Source organism: Polaromonas sp. LjRoot131 (assembly GCF_964252805.1).
Classification (GTDB): domain Bacteria; phylum Pseudomonadota; class Gammaproteobacteria; order Burkholderiales; family Burkholderiaceae_C; genus Polaromonas.
This window is the reverse complement of sequence record NZ_CAXUPF020000003.1, coordinates 216,629-232,520: the sequence shown is the minus strand read 5'-3', so window position 1 is coordinate 232,520 and position 15,892 is coordinate 216,629. Positions and strand designations below refer to the sequence as shown.

The 15,892-nt window shown below is 65.4% G+C and carries 15 protein-coding genes; 3 read left to right on the top strand and 12 right to left on the bottom strand.

Annotated elements, in window-relative coordinates:
* Positions 1-2: 2 nt before the first annotated feature.
* The 6 genes from ACSQ27_RS15755 to ACSQ27_RS15730 form a co-directional block, all read right to left on the bottom strand.
* Positions 3-1,124: a DUF3426 domain-containing protein gene (locus tag ACSQ27_RS15755; protein WP_436156446.1), complete on the bottom strand. Its 1,122-nt coding sequence runs from the start codon at positions 1,122-1,124 to the stop codon at positions 3-5.
* 74 nt (positions 1,125-1,198) lie between these two features.
* A complete protein-coding gene (gene prmA, locus ACSQ27_RS15750) occupies positions 1,199-2,083 on the bottom strand; it encodes a 50S ribosomal protein L11 methyltransferase (RefSeq protein ID WP_436156445.1) in 885 nt (294 codons plus the stop codon).
* A 131-nt stretch (positions 2,084-2,214) separates the two neighbouring features.
* Positions 2,215-3,564 (bottom strand): acetyl-CoA carboxylase biotin carboxylase subunit, encoded by a 1,350-nt coding sequence (gene accC / locus ACSQ27_RS15745; protein ID WP_411877990.1) that lies wholly within the window; start codon positions 3,562-3,564, stop codon positions 2,215-2,217.
* A 42-nt stretch (positions 3,565-3,606) separates the two neighbouring features.
* Entirely contained in the window at positions 3,607-4,062 is a 456-nt protein-coding gene (gene accB / locus ACSQ27_RS15740) for an acetyl-CoA carboxylase biotin carboxyl carrier protein (protein WP_436156444.1), read from the bottom strand.
* A gap of 334 nt (positions 4,063-4,396) precedes the next feature.
* On the bottom strand, positions 4,397-4,954 hold the full coding sequence (locus tag ACSQ27_RS15735) for a TlpA disulfide reductase family protein (protein WP_436156443.1): 558 nt from the start codon (positions 4,952-4,954) through the stop codon (positions 4,397-4,399).
* Positions 4,951-5,562: a hypothetical protein gene (locus ACSQ27_RS15730; RefSeq protein ID WP_436156442.1), complete on the bottom strand. Its 612-nt coding sequence runs from the start codon at positions 5,560-5,562 to the stop codon at positions 4,951-4,953. Before ACSQ27_RS15730 ends, ACSQ27_RS15735 begins: the two co-directional genes overlap by 4 nt.
* A 155-nt stretch (positions 5,563-5,717) precedes the next feature.
* On the opposite strand from ACSQ27_RS15730, the gene mpl reads away from it, so the two are divergent.
* Positions 5,718-7,145 (top strand): UDP-N-acetylmuramate:L-alanyl-gamma-D-glutamyl-meso-diaminopimelate ligase, encoded by a 1,428-nt coding sequence (gene mpl, locus ACSQ27_RS15725; RefSeq protein WP_436156441.1) that lies wholly within the window; start codon positions 5,718-5,720, stop codon positions 7,143-7,145.
* A gap of 33 nt (positions 7,146-7,178) precedes the next feature.
* On the opposite strand, the gene ACSQ27_RS15720 is transcribed toward mpl, so the two are convergent.
* From ACSQ27_RS15720 to rodA, 6 genes are all read right to left on the bottom strand, one after another.
* A complete protein-coding gene (locus ACSQ27_RS15720) occupies positions 7,179-7,490 on the bottom strand; it encodes a hypothetical protein (RefSeq protein ID WP_436156440.1) in 312 nt (103 codons plus the stop codon).
* A 79-nt stretch (positions 7,491-7,569) separates the two neighbouring features.
* The gene (locus tag ACSQ27_RS15715) at positions 7,570-8,694 is read right to left on the bottom strand and encodes a 3-deoxy-7-phosphoheptulonate synthase (protein ID WP_436156439.1); all 1,125 of its coding nucleotides are present in this window, start codon (positions 8,692-8,694) and stop codon (positions 7,570-7,572) included.
* A gap of 263 nt (positions 8,695-8,957) precedes the next feature.
* Entirely contained in the window at positions 8,958-10,481 is a 1,524-nt protein-coding gene (gene tldD, locus ACSQ27_RS15710; RefSeq protein WP_436156438.1) for a metalloprotease TldD, read from the bottom strand.
* A 91-nt stretch (positions 10,482-10,572) separates the two neighbouring features.
* Positions 10,573-10,905: a YegP family protein gene (locus ACSQ27_RS15705; protein ID WP_436156437.1), complete on the bottom strand. Its 333-nt coding sequence runs from the start codon at positions 10,903-10,905 to the stop codon at positions 10,573-10,575.
* Between the two features lie 134 nt (positions 10,906-11,039).
* On the bottom strand, positions 11,040-11,918 hold the full coding sequence (locus ACSQ27_RS15700; RefSeq protein WP_436156436.1) for an NAD(P)-dependent oxidoreductase: 879 nt from the start codon (positions 11,916-11,918) through the stop codon (positions 11,040-11,042).
* A 13-nt stretch (positions 11,919-11,931) separates the two neighbouring features.
* Positions 11,932-13,086: a rod shape-determining protein RodA gene (gene rodA, locus ACSQ27_RS15695; RefSeq protein WP_436156435.1), complete on the bottom strand. Its 1,155-nt coding sequence runs from the start codon at positions 13,084-13,086 to the stop codon at positions 11,932-11,934.
* A 68-nt stretch (positions 13,087-13,154) separates the two neighbouring features.
* Between rodA and ACSQ27_RS15690 the strand changes: the two genes are divergently transcribed.
* Together ACSQ27_RS15690 and ACSQ27_RS15685 are read left to right on the top strand one after the other, a co-directional pair.
* A complete protein-coding gene (locus ACSQ27_RS15690) occupies positions 13,155-13,751 on the top strand; it encodes a YqiA/YcfP family alpha/beta fold hydrolase (protein WP_436156434.1) in 597 nt (198 codons plus the stop codon).
* Between the two features lie 67 nt (positions 13,752-13,818).
* A complete protein-coding gene (locus ACSQ27_RS15685; protein WP_436156433.1) occupies positions 13,819-15,879 on the top strand; it encodes a ribonuclease catalytic domain-containing protein in 2,061 nt (686 codons plus the stop codon).
* Positions 15,880-15,892: the final 13 nt, after the last annotated feature.

Below are 15,892 nucleotides of genomic sequence, written 5' to 3'. Positions count from 1 at the left end.
AATCAGGGATAAAAAGCCAGGACACGGTAGCCCGCCACCCGCAGGGGTGTGGGCGCGGAAGAAGAAGAGGAGGAGGACGCGGACCCCGCGTCCGCCGGGACTTTCATGATGACCAGGCCAGCCAGTTCGGACTGCGCCGCCAGCGTCGCGGCCTTGGCGCCGAACTGCGCCGGGGCCAGGACGCGGCGCACCACGGCCTGGTCCTGGGTGTCGGTCAGGGTCACTTCCAGCGAGGGCATTTCCAGCACCGTCACGCCGGTGTTCTTGAGCGTGAAGCTCAGGCGGTAGGCGTCGGGGCCTATCCGGTTGAAGCTGGAGCTGTCGATCACCAGCGCCTCGATGTGGCGCGGCGGGCGGATTTCACAGTGCAGCGGGCCGCACAGCGCCTGCAGCGCCGGCAACAGCCGCGGCTCCAGCGCGGCCAGCGTATTCCTTTGCTGGACCGCCCACTGCGCCACCAGCGTGGCCAACAGCAGCAGGGACAGCAGCGCCAGCGACCAGCGCGTCAGCGGTTTTCGCCAGAAGGCCTTGCGCCGCGCGTCCCGCACAAAGGACACGTCGTGCTCCATCGGCCGCCCCGGCATGCCGGAATCCACGTCCGAATAGGCGAAGCTGGAATCGTCCTCGATGGCCTCCTCGCGCACCACCACGGACTGGCGCGGCGGCGGCGCGTCGGGCAGTGATTCGGCGGGCAGCTCCAGCGGGTCGTGCTGGCGCTCCTGCTGCGCCTGCTTCCAGCGCACGGGGTCGAAGTCGGCGGCGCTGTCCTGGGCATCGTCCCAGCCGGTACTGGAAGGCCTGAGCGGCGCCCTGTCGGCAAACGAGCGGGCCGGCGCCCACTCCTGCCGGGACGGCGGCACCGGTGGATCGGCCTCGGGCAGGCTTTGGGGCTGGGTCGGCGCGTCAAACGCCGGAAGGGGCGCGGCCGTCGTATCGGCCACCGTGTCGAGCAGCGCGGCCGCGGGAGCGGTCAACGAGGACATGTCGCGGGGCAGCAGATGGGCCGACGCATCGAACACCTCGGCGCAATGCCCGCATCGCACCCAGCCTTGTGAGACTTTGAGTTGGTCGGTCACGACTTTGAACATCGTGCCGCAGGCGGGGCAGCGCGTAATCAGGCTCATTTAGCGCTGTATTGTAGGGGTGACGCCTGCCGCCAACGGCCGGTAAACCGCCATGCACGACGGCCGGTGCCGGCTCAGAACCGGGCGGTCATCAGGATCCAACCCTCTTGCGCGTCATGCACGGTGAGCTGGCAATAAGGGGCGTAGGCTTCCTTGAGCTCGTCGGCCTGGCGCTCCAGGATGCCGGCGAGCACCAGGTGGCCGCCTTTTTCGACGTGCGCGCACAGCAGGGGCGCCAGCACCTTGAGCGGCGTGGCCAGGATGTTGGCCAGCACGGTGCGGTACGGGCCCGAGGCTTTTTCGGGCAAGCCGGCATTGAGCGCCACATGGTTAGCCTCGGCATTGGCGCACGTCGATTCGACGGCGGCCGGGTCAATGTCGACGGCGTCGATGTCGCTTGCGCCGAATTTCGCCGCGCCTATGGCCAGGATGCCCGATCCGCAGCCGTAGTCGAGGACGCGCCCCAGGTCCTGGCCGGCCCGGCCTGCGATCCAGCGCAAGCACATGCGTGTGGTCGGGTGCGTTCCCGTGCCAAAGGCCAGGCCCGGATCCAGGCGAATCACCTGTTTGGCTTCGGCGGGCGGTTCATGCCAGGTCGGCACGATCCAGAATTCAGGCGTGATATCCACCGGCTCGAACTGCGACTGCGTCAGGCGTACCCAGTCCTGTTCAGGCACGGGCTGGATGGCGACCACGCGGCAACCCGCGAAAAAATCCTGGGCCGACAGCACCCGAGCCGCGTCGCGGGCGAGCGCTTCGGTGCTGAACAGCGAAACGATGCGGGAGCGTTCCCAGCCCGCCTTGGGCGGCGGCATGTCCGGTTCGCCGAACAGTGCCTGCTCGGCCGGCGTCTGGGCGTCGGCGTCTTCCACCGACACGCTGAGCGCATCGAGTGCGTCCAGCGCCTCGCTGAGGGTTTCGACTTCGTCGACGGGGGCCAGCAGAACCAGTTCAAACATCATTAATCGTAGAAGAGTTGGATGCCGGGTTTCAGTTCAAGCCGGGGCCGCGGAACCGGCTTTGCCGGGCCGCAGGCGCAGCGGCCCCCTCGGGGGGCAGGGAGCTACACGAAGTGAGCGACCGTGGGGGCTCACCTTTCACGCTTGGACAACCACTCTTCGAGGTAATGAATATTGGTGCCGCCGTCCATGAACTTGGCATCCACCATCAGCTCGCGGTGCAGCGGGATGTTGGTGTTGATGCCTTCGACCACGGTTTCGGCCAGCGCCGTGCTCATGCGGGCCAGGGCCTGCTCGCGCGTGTCGCCGTGCACGATGATCTTGCCGATCATGGAGTCGTAGTTGGGGGGCACAAAATAGTTGGCGTAAATGTGCGAATCCACGCGCACGCCCGGCCCGCCGGGGGTGTGCCAAGTCGTGATGCGGCCCGGCGAGGGGACGAACTTGTAGGGATCTTCCGCGTTGATGCGGCATTCGATGGAATGGCCCTTGAGCTCGATGTCGCGCTGGGCGAAAGGCAGTTTTTCGCCGGCCGCCACCATGATCTGGGTGCGCACGATGTCCACGCCGGTGATCCACTCGGTGACCGGATGCTCCACCTGCACGCGGGTGTTCATCTCGATGAAGTAGAACTCGCCGTTTTCGTAGAGGAACTCGAAGGTGCCCGCACCTCGGTAGCCTATCTTCTTGACGGCCGCGACGCAGCGCTCGCCGATGCGCTCGATCAGCTTGCGCGGAATGCCGGGCGCCGGCGCTTCTTCAATGACTTTCTGGTGGCGGCGCTGCATGGAGCAGTCGCGCTCGCCCAGCCAGACCGCGTTCTTGTGCTGGTCGGCCAGGATCTGGATTTCGATGTGCCGCGGGTTCTGCAGGAATTTCTCCATGTAGACCTCGGGGTTGCCGAAAGCCGCGCCGGCCTCGGCCTTGGTGGTCTGCACCGCGTGCAGCAGGGCCGCCTCGGTGTGCACCACGCGCATGCCGCGCCCGCCGCCGCCGCCGGCCGCCTTGATGATGACGGGGTAGCCGACCTGCTTGGCGGTGCGCTTGATGACGACCGGGTCGTCAGGCAAGGCGCCCTCGGAGCCGGGCACGCAGGGCACGCCGGCCTTGATCATGGTCTGCTTGGCCGAAACCTTGTCGCCCATGATGCGGATGGATTCGGGGCTCGGGCCAATGAACTTGAAGCCGCTTTTCTCCACCCGTTCGGCGAAGTCGGCATTTTCGCTCAGGAAACCGTAGCCGGGGTGGATGGCTTCGGCATCCGTCACCTCGGCCGCCGAGATGATGGCGGGCATGTTGAGGTAGCTGTCTTTGGACGGCGCCGGGCCTATGCAGACCGACTCGTCCGCCAGCTTGATGTATTTGGCCTCGCGGTCGGCCTCGGAATAGACCATCACGGCCTTCACGCCGAGTTCGCGGCAGGCGCGCTGGATGCGCAAGGCGATCTCCCCGCGGTTGGCGATCAGTATTTTCTTGAACATGCGTCGGTAAGCCTGGTTTGAAAAGGAGGCGCTCAGCCCCGCTTATTCAATGATGAAGAGGGGTTGGCCGTATTCGACAGCCTGGCCGTTTTCCGAAAGGATCTTGGTGACCGTGCCCGACTTGTCGGCTTCGATCTCGTTGAGGATTTTCATCGCCTCGATGATGCAGATGGTCTCGCCTTCCTTGACCACGCTGCCGAGTTCGACGAAAGGCTTGGCGCCGGGGCTGGCCGAGCGGTAGAAGGTGCCTACCATGGGCGACTTGACGGCATGGCCGGCCGGGGCCGCGGGCGCCGCCTCGGCGGCGGGAGCGGCCGGCGCGCCGGCGGCCGGGGCCGCCGCGGGAGCTGCTACCATGGCAACCGGCTGCTGCATCACGACGGGGGCGCCGCTGGACTTGACGATACGAACCTTGCCTTCGGCTTCGGTGATCTCGAGTTCGGAGACGTTGGACTCCGAGACGAGGTCGATCAGGGTTTTGAGTTTTCTTAAATCCATGGGTTCTCTCCAACGACGGTAGATGCTGGCGCGGGATCTCGGCGCAGCTTTTGACTGAAAGGCCGGAAACAGGGCGCACTTGACGCGGCCACCGATCTTCCTTCTTTTTTCACTTACTTTCTGCTTTTACGCTTTAAAGCGCTTATCAGTTAATTACTGCGGGGAGCGGCCAAGCGGCTTTCCCCGGGAAAGCGCAGAGTGTACATCAAGCTGGAGGCCATTCCAAACCGTCTGGCGGCTGGCTTTGTTTCCCTGGATGGCGCTCAGATATTGCTGTTAGAAGCTTGTTACCGCAGGTTAACGAGGGTTTCGCGGCGAAAGCCGTAACAGGCCGCTAGGTGAGCTTGGCCCACTGCGCCAGGTCTTCAGGCAGGACCTTGCCGATCTTGCGATGCAGCAGTTCGCCCGACGCGCTGAACACCGCCGTGAAAGGCAGGCTGCCGGCGATGTTGCCCAGCGATTTGCTGAGTTCCGTCCCGCCCAGGCCGGCCATGCCGACCGGAAAATGCAGGGGCTTGCTTTGCAGCCAGGTCCGCACCGCACTCGGCTGGTCGACGGCCAAACCGACTATTTGCAGGTTTTTATCGCGGTTTTCCTGGAAAAAATAATCCAATAGCGGCAATTCCTCGACACAGGGCGGGCACCAGGTGGCCCAGAAATTCACCAGCAAGAGCTTGCCGCGGAAGCTGCTCATGGACAGGTTCTTGCCGTCCGGTGTGTCGAAGTTCAAGCTCCAGAAGGCGTCGGATGCGCCGCCCGCCATGCCCACGACACCCGTTCCAGCCGGGCTGGCGTCCACCTGGTGCGGCTGGAATTTCCACCAGGCCATGGTGGCGCCGGCAATCCCGGCGATGGCGGCGGCGCTGCCATAAAGCATGTTTCTGCGATTCACGTGTCTGAAGCTCCGGCTTGGGAAATCAATAATTTTTGCACGGCGGCGAGGTCGCCCCGTGGCGTGCGGCCCTTGGCGTCGGGCTTGAGGGCGCCGCGCAGGTCGTCATGGTCGTAAACCATCAGGTGCACACCCACCGTCTCGTTCAAAGGTTTGCACACACTTCGCAGACTGAGCGCTTCCACGCTATCGCCGGTGAAGCCTGTCACGGTGCGCGGTTCGTAGTCCACATTGTGCTCAATCAGCGCGATTTCAGCCGATTTGGGGTCATCGCAGAAAAGCTGGATGTAGATGTCGGACAGCCGTGTCGCCGTACCGTGCCAGACCGCGCCGCCCAGATAGGGCCGGAACTGCGCCAGGCGCTCCATCCAGACCAGGGCCAGCTCACGCAAGGCGGCCAGCTCGGCCGGCTGGGTGTCGGCGCAGAAAAGCGCGATGTATTCGCGCACCGCGTCTTCGAGCTCGTCGTTGCCGGGCAGTTCGGTGCGGGCCGGCAGCGCCATCTGTTTGACGGCGCGGCGCTTGGCGGGGCCGTATTCCAGGCCTTCTTCGACCACCAGCGCGGCGGCCGTGGCGGCGATTTCGGATTTAAGGGTGTGTGGGATCACGGTCGGCAGGCCCAGGAGGCCAGAAGAGATACGAAGACGGCAAAGCAATTGTGCCCCGGTTAGGGGCCTGCCTGGCCCTAAAGTTCAGCGCCCGCCGCGGCCCGCTGTCCCGGCGGCACCCGGCCGGCAAAAAGCCCTGCCTAGAATACAGGCCCATGCACATACATATATTGGGAATTTGCGGCACCTTCATGGGCGGCCTGGCCGCCCTGGCGCGGGAGGCGGGGCACAAAGTCACGGGTTGCGACACCGGCGTCTACCCGCCCATGAGCGACCAGCTGCGCGGCCTGGGGATTGAGCTGATCGAGGGCTACGGCGCCGACCAGATGGCTTTCGAGCCCGACGTCTTCGTGGTCGGCAACGTGATCTCGCGCGCCCGACTGGCCGACGGAACGCCCAAATACCCGCTGATGGAAGCCATCTTGAACAGCGGCAAGCCCTACACCAGCGGCCCGCAGTGGCTGTCGGGCCACGTGCTTCACCACCCTACCCACCACGCAACCGGCCCGCGCCACGTGCTGGCCGTGGCCGGCACGCACGGCAAGACCACCACCACGGCCATGCTGGCCTGGATCCTCGAGCATGCCGGGCTGAAGCCGGGCTTCCTGGTCGGCGGCGTGCCGCTCAATTTCGGCGTCTCGGCCCGCCTCGGCGAGGGCAACACCTTTGTGATCGAGGCCGACGAATACGACACCGCGTTTTTCGACAAACGCAGCAAGTTCGTGCACTACCGGCCGCGCACCGCCGTGCTGAACAACCTCGAGTTCGACCACGCCGACATCTTTGACGACCTGGCGGCCATAGAGCGGCAGTTCCACCACCTGGTGCGCACCGTGCCCTCGCAGGGCCGCGTGGTCGTGAATGCCGCCGAAGCCAGCCTGCAGCGCGTGCTGGCCCAGGGTTGCTGGAGTGAGCAGCTACTCTTTGGCAACGGCCTGCTGAACAAAGCCGGCTTCACGGCCCATGGCGAGCCGCATGATTTCCACGTGCTCAAGGCCGGCGAGGCCGTGGCCCATGTGAAGTGGGGCATCAGCGGTGTGCACAACCAGCTCAATGCCCTGGCCGCCATCGCGGCGGCCGAGCACGTGGGCGTGGCGCCCGAAGCCGCGGCACTGGCGCTGGCGGAATTCCAGAACGTCAAGCGCCGCATGGAAGTGCGCGGCGTGATTCCGCGCAAAGGCGGCGACATCACCGTCTATGACGACTTCGCCCACCACCCCACCGCCATCCACACCACGGTGGACGGCCTGCGCCGCCAGCTGCAAAGCGCCGGCCGGGGCAGCGAACGCATACTCGCCATCTTCGAGCCGCGCAGCAACACCATGAAGCTGGGCGCCATGACGGCCCAGCTGCCCTGGAGCCTGGAGCAGGCCGACCTGGCCTTCTGCCACGCCGGCGGGCTGGACTGGGACGCGCGCGCCGCGCTGGCGCCCATGGGCGAACGCGCCCAGGTCGCCGGCACCATTGACCAGCTGCTGGACCAGGTCAAAGCCGCGGCCCGGCCCGGCGACCATTTGCTGTGCATGAGCAATGGGGGTTTTGGCGGGATTCACGCCAAATTGCTGGAAGCGCTCAAGGCCTGAGCTTTTGCCTGGAGTTCCTGGGGGCTCTACTAATTAGTAAGTGATGCTGAGCGTTGCCACGTCGATGTGCACGACGGGCTTGGCCAGCGCCGCACTGGTCGCGCGGGCAAACTCCTGCGCCCATTTGGCTTCGGCGAACTTCGCCGGCCCGGCGGCCTGGGCCACCACCACGACCTTGTCGGCGGTCAGCAGCTTGCCGGTGGGTCGCAGCGGCTCACAGCCCATCTGCGTGAACTGGTCGTCCAGCCACCATCGTGCCACGTCGTGCGGCATGGGCTGCACTTCGTTGAGGTCCAGCCGCACGGGCGGGCTGTCCTTGAAGCTCACACTGACTTCGCTGCGCATGATGATGTGCTCCTGATCGGGTGCCCATGGTCGGTGACTTGCGGGTGTGGCGGCTATTCGCACAAACCCGCAAGCGGCCTTACTTCGCCGCGCGGCGCTTGAGCACCGAGGCCGAGAGGATTTCCAGCACGTCCAGCGAATCATTCCAGCCCAGGCAGGCGTCGGTGATGCTTTTGCCGTATTCCAGCGCTTTCGCATCGTCCTTGCCCGGGGTGAATTTCTGCGCGCCGGCGTTCAGGTGGCTTTCCACCATCAGGCCGAACACGTGGCGCGAGCCGCCGGCCACCTGGCCCGCGATGTCGCGCGCCACCTCGACCTGCTTTTCGTGCTGCTTGGAGCTGTTGGCGTGGCTGCAGTCCACCATCAGCGTGGCCGGCAGCTTGGAGGCTTCCAGCTCCTTGCAGGCCGCCGCGACGCTGGCCGCGTCGTAATTGGGCGTCTTGCCGCCGCGCAGGATCACGTGGCAGTCCTTGTTGCCGTTGGTCTGCACGATGGCGACCTGGCCGTTTTTGTGCACCGACAGGAAGTGGTGGCCGCGCGCCGCCGCCTGGATGGCGTCGGTGGCGATGCGGATGTTGCCGTCCGTGCCGTTCTTGAAGCCTATGGGCGCCGACAGGCCCGAGGCCAGTTCGCGGTGCACCTGGCTTTCAGTGGTGCGCGCGCCGATGGCGCCCCAGGAGATCAGGTCGCCGATGTACTGCGGCGAGATCACGTCCAGGAACTCGCTGCCGGCCGGCAGGCCCAGGCGGTTGATGTCGATCAGCAGCTGGCGCGCGATGCGCAGGCCTTCGTCGATGCGGAAGGTCTCATCGAGGTAGGGGTCGTTGATCAGCCCCTTCCAGCCGACCGTGGTGCGCGGCTTTTCGAAGTAAACGCGCATCACGATTTCCAGCGTGCCTTCGTACTTCTTGCGCTGCTCGACCAGCTTGCGGGCGTAGTCCAGCGCCGCCATGGGATCGTGGATGGAACAGGGGCCGACGACAACCAGCAGGCGGTCGTCCTTGCCCTGGATGATGTTGTGGATGCTTTTGCGGGTCTTGCTGATCAGCGTCTCGACGGCGGTGCCGCGGATGGGGAAGAAGCGGATGAGATGCTCGGGAGGGGGTAGCACGGTGATGTCCTTGATGCGTTCGTCGTCGGTCTGGCTGGTTTTTTCGACGGTCGCATACCAGTTGTCGCTGGCGGAGGTGGCTTTGGCATTCATCGCAGTCTTCCTTTTCTAGGGTGTCAGTCAGGCAATTCAGGTTTCAGTACAAACATTCGGCAAACAAAACGGGCAAAAAAAAACCGCCGGGGAGCCGGCGGTTTTTTGGAGATTCGGTGCGTTTTATCGGGTCACGCCATGATCTCTCTACCGCCGAAAGCGCTCGAGAACCAAAAGTAACCAAAATAAAACTTGGCGGAATTCATAAGCTGGAATGTAGCACAGGTCTCAAAAAGCCCGAAAAAAGCCCGAACCGGCCCGTTTCAGGCCGTTCCGCCGACGGTCAGTCCGTCAATGCGCAGGGTCGGCTGGCCGACGCCTACCGGCACGCTCTGGCCTTCCTTGCCGCAGGTGCCCACGCCGCTGTCGAGCGCCATGTCGTTGCCCATCATGGTGACGCGGGTCAGCGCGTCGGGGCCGTTGCCGACAATCGTCGCGCCCTTGACCGGGTAGAGGATTTTGCCGTTTTCAACCCAGAAGGCTTCGCTGGCCGAAAACACGAACTTGCCCGAAGTGATGTCGACCTGGCCGCCGCCGAAGTTGGTGGCGTACAGGCCTTTCTTGATGCTGGCCACGATTTCCTCGGGCTGCTTGTCGCCGCCCAGCATGTAGGTGTTGGTCATGCGCGGCATGGGCACGTGGGCGTAGCTCTCGCGCCGGCCGTTGCCGGTGGGCTTGACCTTCATCAGGCGGGCATTCAGCGAATCCTGGATATAGCCCTTCAAAATGCCGTCTTCGATCAGCACGTTGCGCTGGCTGGCGTTGCCTTCGTCGTCGACGTTGAGCGAGCCGCGGCGGTCGGCGATGGTGCCGTCGTCCAGCACCGTGACGCCCTTGGCCGCCACGCGCTGGCCGATCTTGCCGGAAAACGCGCTGGAACCCTTGCGGTTGAAGTCGCCCTCCAGGCCATGGCCTATGGCTTCGTGCAGCAGGATGCCGGGCCAGCCCGAGCCCAGCACCACCGTCATCTCGCCGGCCGGCGCGGGACGCGCGTCGAGGTTGGTCAGGGCGGCCTTCACCGCGTCGTTCACGTATTCGGCGATCTGCGCGTCGTCGAAATAGGCCAGGCCGAAACGGCCGCCGCCGCCGCCCGAGCCGACTTCGCGCCGGCCCTTCTGTTCGGCGATCACCGTGACGCTCAGGCGCACCAGCGGGCGCACGTCGGCAGCCAGCGTGCCGTCGGCGCGCGCGACCATCACCACGTCGTATTCGCTGGCCAGGCCGGCCATGACCTGCACGATGCGCGGGTCCTTGGCTTTGGCGAGTTTTTCCACTTTTTCGAGCAGCTGGACCTTGGCGGTGCTGTCCAGCGTGGCGATGGGGTCCAGCCCCTGGTACAGCGAGCGGCTGCCCGCGATGCGGCCAGCCGGCGTCTTGACGCGGGCGCTCTTGCCGCCGGCGGAAATGCTGCGCACCGTGCGCGCCGCGTCGAGCAGCGAGGCCTCGGAAATGTCGTCGGAATAGGCAAAAGCGGTTTTTTCGCCGCTGACGGCGCGCACGCCCACGCCCTGGTCGATGCTGAAGGAGCCGGTCTTCACGATGCCCTCTTCGAGGCTCCAACCCTCGCTGCGGGTGTACTGGAAATAGAGGTCGGCGTCGTCGGCACCGTGCGAGGTGATTTCACCGAGTGCGCGGCTCAAATGCGCCTGCGTGAGGCCGAAAGGCGCCAGCAGCAGTTTTTGCGCGATCTCCAGGCGCCCCGAGGTCGACTCCACCGTCGGCCGGGCTGAGGATGAAGCCGTGGACTTGTTGGGGGCGGAGGCGGTGGTGGAGCGAAGTGAGGTCATAGGGCCATTGTAGGCAGTCTGCCCCCGTGACGCCCATGTCCGGCAGCGCCCCCGGCACGGCCTGTGGGCTTTGCCGGCCGGCCAGGACAACTCAGGCCGTGTCGACGGTGGCGGCGCCCGGGGCATTGGCCTTGCAGGATGCGATGCCGTTGTCGCGCGCCGAGGCGCTGGAATACATCTCGCTGACTCCTATCACCTGCCCGTTGCCGGCCTTGAGGGTGAAATAGGGGGAGCCGTCCTTACCCTCCAGACGGTCATAGCGGCTGTCGTCTGGCGCATTCTTTTTCACCGATTCAATGCCGTTCACCGCGCTGGCCTTGGTTTCGTACATCTCGCTGGCCAGTATCTTCTGCCCGTTACCCGCCAGCAGGGAGAAAAAATACTTGTCGTTCTTGGACTTCTTGAGCTCAAACTTTCCAGCCATGGCGGTACTCCTTCGAAATGGACATTGTTGTTGCCGGGAACGGCAACCAAAGTTGTACCGCGCCGAGCGGCGGAGCGTGGGGGAAAACCGTAACAAATATCGCAAACGCCCGGAATGCAGGCGAATCGGGTAACTCAGGACTTACCGCCCAGGTGCTTGAACAGCGCCGCATCGTCCTCGCCGGCCAGGCCGGCCTGATGGGCTTCGACGAAAACCCGGCTGGCGCGCTCGCCCAGCGGGCCTTCAAACCCGGCCGTGCGCGCCGCCGCCACGGCCAGCCGCGTGTCTTTTTCAAGCAGCGTCACATGGGCGCGCGGCGCGTAATCGCCGGCAATCGCCCGGCGCATGCGGTCCGAACCTATCCAGCTCTGCCCGCTGGACTGTTCGATCACGTCCAGGGTCTTGCCCAGATCCAGCCCCAGGCGCCCGGCCAGCGCCAGCGCCTCGGCCGCGCCCACGAGGTTGATGCCCGCCAGCAGGTTGTTGACCAGCTTGGTGCGGGCGCCGTCGCCGGGCTTTTCGCTGATGTGGAAGACCTTGGCCGACAAGTCCCGCAGCAAGCCGGCGTGCCGTTCATACACGGCCTGCTCGCAAGCCAGCATCAGGCTCATCGAGCCGTCGCGCGCCCGGGCCGGCCCGCCCGACATGGGCGCATCCAGCGTGTGCACGCCGCGCTCGGCCAGTCGGGCGGCGAAGGATTCGACGTCCTGCGGCGCGATGGTCGGGCACAGCATCACGGCATGGCCGGGCCGCAGCATGCGGGCCAGGCCTTGCTCGCCAAACAGCACTTCCTCGGTTTGCGCCGCATCGACCACGCAGACGATAAAAGCCTGGGATTCCGCCGCAGCATCGGCGGGACGGGCCATGGCCGTGGCACTCAGCTGCGCCAGGGCCGCGACCTTGGCCGCATCGATGTCGCAGACTTGAACATTCCAGCCTTTGCCGAGCAGGTTGGCCGCCATGCCGCCGCCCATATTGCCCACCCCGATCACGGTCACGATGCGGGTGTTCACGGCAGCCGGGCTTTCAGGTCTGCACCAGACGCTTGGCCTTGGCGATCGACATCAGCATGCCTATGGCCAGGCCCAAGGTGACCATGGCGGTGCCGCCGTAGCTGATGAAGGGCAGCGGCACGCCCACCACCGGCAGGATGCCGCTGACCATGCCCATGTTGACGAAGGCATAGGTGAAGAAAATCATGGTCAGCGCCCCCGCCAGCAGGCGCGCGAACAGGGTGGAGGCCTCCAGCGCGATGGCCAGCCCGCGCAGGATCAGGAAGATGAAGCCGGCGATCAGCAGCAGGTTGCCCAGCAGTCCGAACTCTTCGGAATAGGCGGCGAAGATGAAGTCGGTGGTGCGCTCGGGAATGAACTCCAGGTGCGTCTGCGTGCCGGCCATGAAGCCTTTGCCGGTGATGCCGCCCGAGCCGATGGCGATCATGCCCTGGATGATGTGAAAGCCCTTGCCCAGCGGGTCGCGCGACGGGTCCAGCAAGGTGCAGATGCGCTGCTGCTGGTAGTCGTGCAGGATGGGCCAGCGCACGCCGTCGGCGCAGATCTGCGGCTCGAACCACACCACCAGGAACACGCCGACCAGGCCCAGCAGCACCGGCGGCAGGATCAGCTTCCAGCTCAGGCCCGCGAAAAAGATCACCGCCAGGCCGGCGGCCAGCACCAGCAGCGAGGTGCCCAGGTCGGGCTGTTTCATGATCAGGCCCACCGGCATGGCCAGCAGCAACACGGCGGCCACGAAGTCCAGCGGGCGCAGCTGGCCCTCTCGCTTCTGGAACCACCAGGCCAACATCAGCGGCATGGCGATCTTGAGGATCTCGCTGGGCTGGATCACCACGCCCACGTTGAGCCAGCGTTTGGCGCCCTTTTTGGTCACGCCGAAAATCGCGACGGCCACCAGCAGGCTCACGCCCACAATGTACAGCGGCACGGCAAAGGCCATCAGGCGCTGCGGCGGCACCTGCGCCACCACAAACATGATGGCCCCGGCGATCAGCATGTTGCGGCCGTGGTCCACAAAGCGGCTGCCGTGGTCGTAGCCCGAGGAATACATGATCAGCAGGCCCGCGCAGGCCAGCAGGAAGACGGCAAATGCCAGCAGGCCGTCAAAACCCTGCAACAGGGGCAAAGTTCGCTGGTAAAGAGAGGGTTTGTCGAAAACGGCGGCCATGGCGGGATTATCCGCCAGGGCCCGCGGGCCGGGTCCAAAGACCGTGGACTCCCGTCTACCATGGCGGCATGCGCACCACCCACCTGCTCTACCTGCACGGCTTTCGTTCCTCGCCGCAGTCCATGAAAGCCCAGAAGATGGCGGCCCTCGTGCGGCAGCGCCACCCGGCCGTGCACTGGTGGTGCCCGCAATTGCCGCCCTCGCCCGAGGCCGCGTTGCGCGGGGTAATGAATGAAATCGCCGGCTGGCCGCTGCAAGCCGGCTACCAGAGCCTGGCCGTGGTCGGATCCTCGCTGGGCGGCTTTTATGCCACTGCCGTGGCCGAACGCACCGGCTGCAAAGCCGTGCTGCTCAACCCCGCCGTGGAACCGGCGCGCGACCTGGCCCGCTACATCGGCGAGCAGACCGCCTGGCACAACCCGGACGAGCATTTCTTCTTCGAGCCGCGTTTTGTCGACGAACTCAAGGCCCAGCACGCCGGGCCGCTCAAGGCACCTGAAAACTACCTGGCCTTCATCGCCAAGGGCGACGAGGTGCTGGACTGGCGCGAAATGGCGGGACGCTATGCGGGCGCGCACCTGCGCATCCTCGAAGGCGGCGACCATGCGCTGAGCGACTTTGATACGCACGTGCCGGAAATCCTCGATTTCCTGGCGCTGGCCTGAAAACGTCCCCCAACAGGGCCTGATTACACTAGCCCCACGTCATCAAAGACACCAAAGGGATCCTGTTTTGTTTGTATTGTTTGAAGAAGCCGGCAAGTTTCTGGCCGGCCGCATTTTGTCCGAGAGCGATGCCTCGCTGCAGGTGGAGCTCGACTCGGGCAAGCGCGTCAAGGTCAAGGGCGTCAACGCCCTGCTGAAATTCGAGAAGCCCGCGCCCGCCGAGCTGATGGCCGCCGGGCAAAAACTCAGCACCGACATCGAGCTCGACCTGGCCTGGGAATTCGCCGGCGAAGGCGAATTTGGCTTTGCCGACCTGGCCCGCGACTATTTCAGCGCCGACGGCAAACCCGCCACGCTGGAACAACAGGCCGCCGCGCTGTTCCGCCTCTACGACGCGCCGCACTACTTCCGCCGCGCCGGCAAGGGCCGCTTCAAGAAGGCGCCCGCCGAGATCCTGCAGCAGGCGCTGGCCGCCATCGAGAAGAAAAAGCAGGTGGCGGCGCAGATCACCACCTGGGCCGAGGAACTGGGCCGCGGCGAATGCCCGGCGCCGGTGCGCGAACAGCTCTACAAGATATTGTTCAAGCCCGACAAGAACAGCCCCGAATACAAGGCCGTGGTCGAGGCCTCGCGCGCCACGCACACCGCGCCGCTGGATTTGCTGCAGAAGGCCGGCGCCATCGCCTCACCCTACCAGTTCCACTGGAAGCGCTTCCTGTTCGAGAACTTCCCCAAGGGCACGGGCTTCCCGGCGCTGCAGGCACCCGAGGTCAAGGACGAGCTGCCGCTGGCCGACGTGAAGGCGTTTTCCATCGACGACTCGGCCACCACCGAAATCGACGACGCGCTGTCGGTGCAGGGCCTGGGCAGCGGCACCGTCACGCTGGGCATCCACATCGCCGCGCCCGGCCTTGCCGTGCTGCCGGGCAGCCCGATTGACGCCGTGGGCCGCGCACGGCTGTCCACCGTCTACATGCCGGGCTACAAGCTGACCATGCTGCCCGACGAGATCGTCAAAAGCTACACGCTGCAAGAAGGCCGCAATTGCCCGTCCCTGTCGCTGTACCTCACGATTGACGAGGCCACGCTGGAAATCAAGGAAAGCGTCACCCGTCTCGAGCAGGTGCCCATCGTGAGCAACCTGCGCCACGACGTGCTGGACAGCACTTTCACCGAGGCTTTTTTTGAAGCCGCGCAAAGCAGCCCACCCACCGGCGTAGCGTGGGGCGTGGAACTGAGCTTTCTGCACCGGCTGGCCAGGCACCTGAAGGCGCAGCGCGAAATCGCGCGCGGCAAGCCCGAGAACTTCAACCGGCCCGACTACAACTTCCGCCTCGACAACCCCACGGGCGGCGAACCCCGGGGCGACGAGGCCGTCAGCATCAGCACGCGCCAGCGCGGCGCGCCGCTGGACCTGATCGTGGCCGAAGCGATGATTTTGGCCAACAGCACCTGGGGCCAGTGGCTGGCCGAGCACGGCGTGCCCGGCATCTACCGCAGCCAGGCCAGCCTGGCGCCCGGCGTGAAGGTGCGCATGGGCACCAAGGCCTTGCCGCACGCGGGTCTGGGCGTCAAAAGTTATGCCTGGAGCACCTCGCCGCTGCGCCGCTACACCGACCTGGTCAACCAGTGGCAGATCATCGCCTGCGCGCGCCACGGCCGCACGGCCGCGCTGGCCGCGCCCTTCAAGCCCAAGGATGCCGAGCTGTTTTCCATCATCTCGGGTTTTGATGCCGCCTACAGCGCCTACAACGGCTTCCAGGCCGGCATAGAGCGTTACTGGACCCTCAAATACCTGCAGCAAAACGGCATCACCGAACTGACGGCCACCGCCTTCAAGGACAACCTGGTGCGCGCCGACGAGCTGCCGCTGGTGCTGCCGGCGGTGGGCGCGCAGGGCCTGCCGCGCGGCGCGAAAGTGCGCGTGCGGCTGGGCGAGATCGACGAAATCACGCTCGACGTGTCGGGCACGGTGACCGAACGGCTGGACGCGGAACTTGACGAGTCGCCCGACCCGCTCAGCGAGGACGACGGCGAGGCCGAGATGGCCGCCGGCCCGATCTCGATCGCGGTCGATGTCAACGAACCACAAACCGATGCCGCCGCAGCGGCTCCGGTGGCCGGTTGATGCCGGATTTCGT

Excerpts from the sequence above, each read along its gene's own strand:
- ACSQ27_RS15755 (WP_436156446.1), bottom strand. The coding sequence starts at position 1,124 with ATGAGCCTGATTACGCGCTGCCCCGCCTGCGGCACGATGTTCAAAGTC.
- prmA (WP_436156445.1), bottom strand. The coding sequence starts at position 2,083 with ATGTTTGAACTGGTTCTGCTGGCCCCCGTCGACGAAGTCGAAACCCTC.
- accC (WP_411877990.1), bottom strand. The coding sequence starts at position 3,564 with ATGTTCAAGAAAATACTGATCGCCAACCGCGGGGAGATCGCCTTGCGC.
- accB (WP_436156444.1), bottom strand. The coding sequence starts at position 4,062 with ATGGATTTAAGAAAACTCAAAACCCTGATCGACCTCGTCTCGGAGTCC.
- mpl (WP_436156441.1), top strand. The coding sequence starts at position 5,718 with ATGCACATACATATATTGGGAATTTGCGGCACCTTCATGGGCGGCCTG.
- ACSQ27_RS15720 (WP_436156440.1), bottom strand. The coding sequence starts at position 7,490 with ATGCGCAGCGAAGTCAGTGTGAGCTTCAAGGACAGCCCGCCCGTGCGG.
- ACSQ27_RS15715 (WP_436156439.1), bottom strand. The coding sequence starts at position 8,694 with ATGAATGCCAAAGCCACCTCCGCCAGCGACAACTGGTATGCGACCGTC.
- tldD (WP_436156438.1), bottom strand. The coding sequence starts at position 10,481 with ATGACCTCACTTCGCTCCACCACCGCCTCCGCCCCCAACAAGTCCACG.
- ACSQ27_RS15705 (WP_436156437.1), bottom strand. The coding sequence starts at position 10,905 with ATGGCTGGAAAGTTTGAGCTCAAGAAGTCCAAGAACGACAAGTATTTT.
- rodA (WP_436156435.1), bottom strand. The coding sequence starts at position 13,086 with ATGGCCGCCGTTTTCGACAAACCCTCTCTTTACCAGCGAACTTTGCCC.
- ACSQ27_RS15690 (WP_436156434.1), top strand. The coding sequence starts at position 13,155 with ATGCGCACCACCCACCTGCTCTACCTGCACGGCTTTCGTTCCTCGCCG.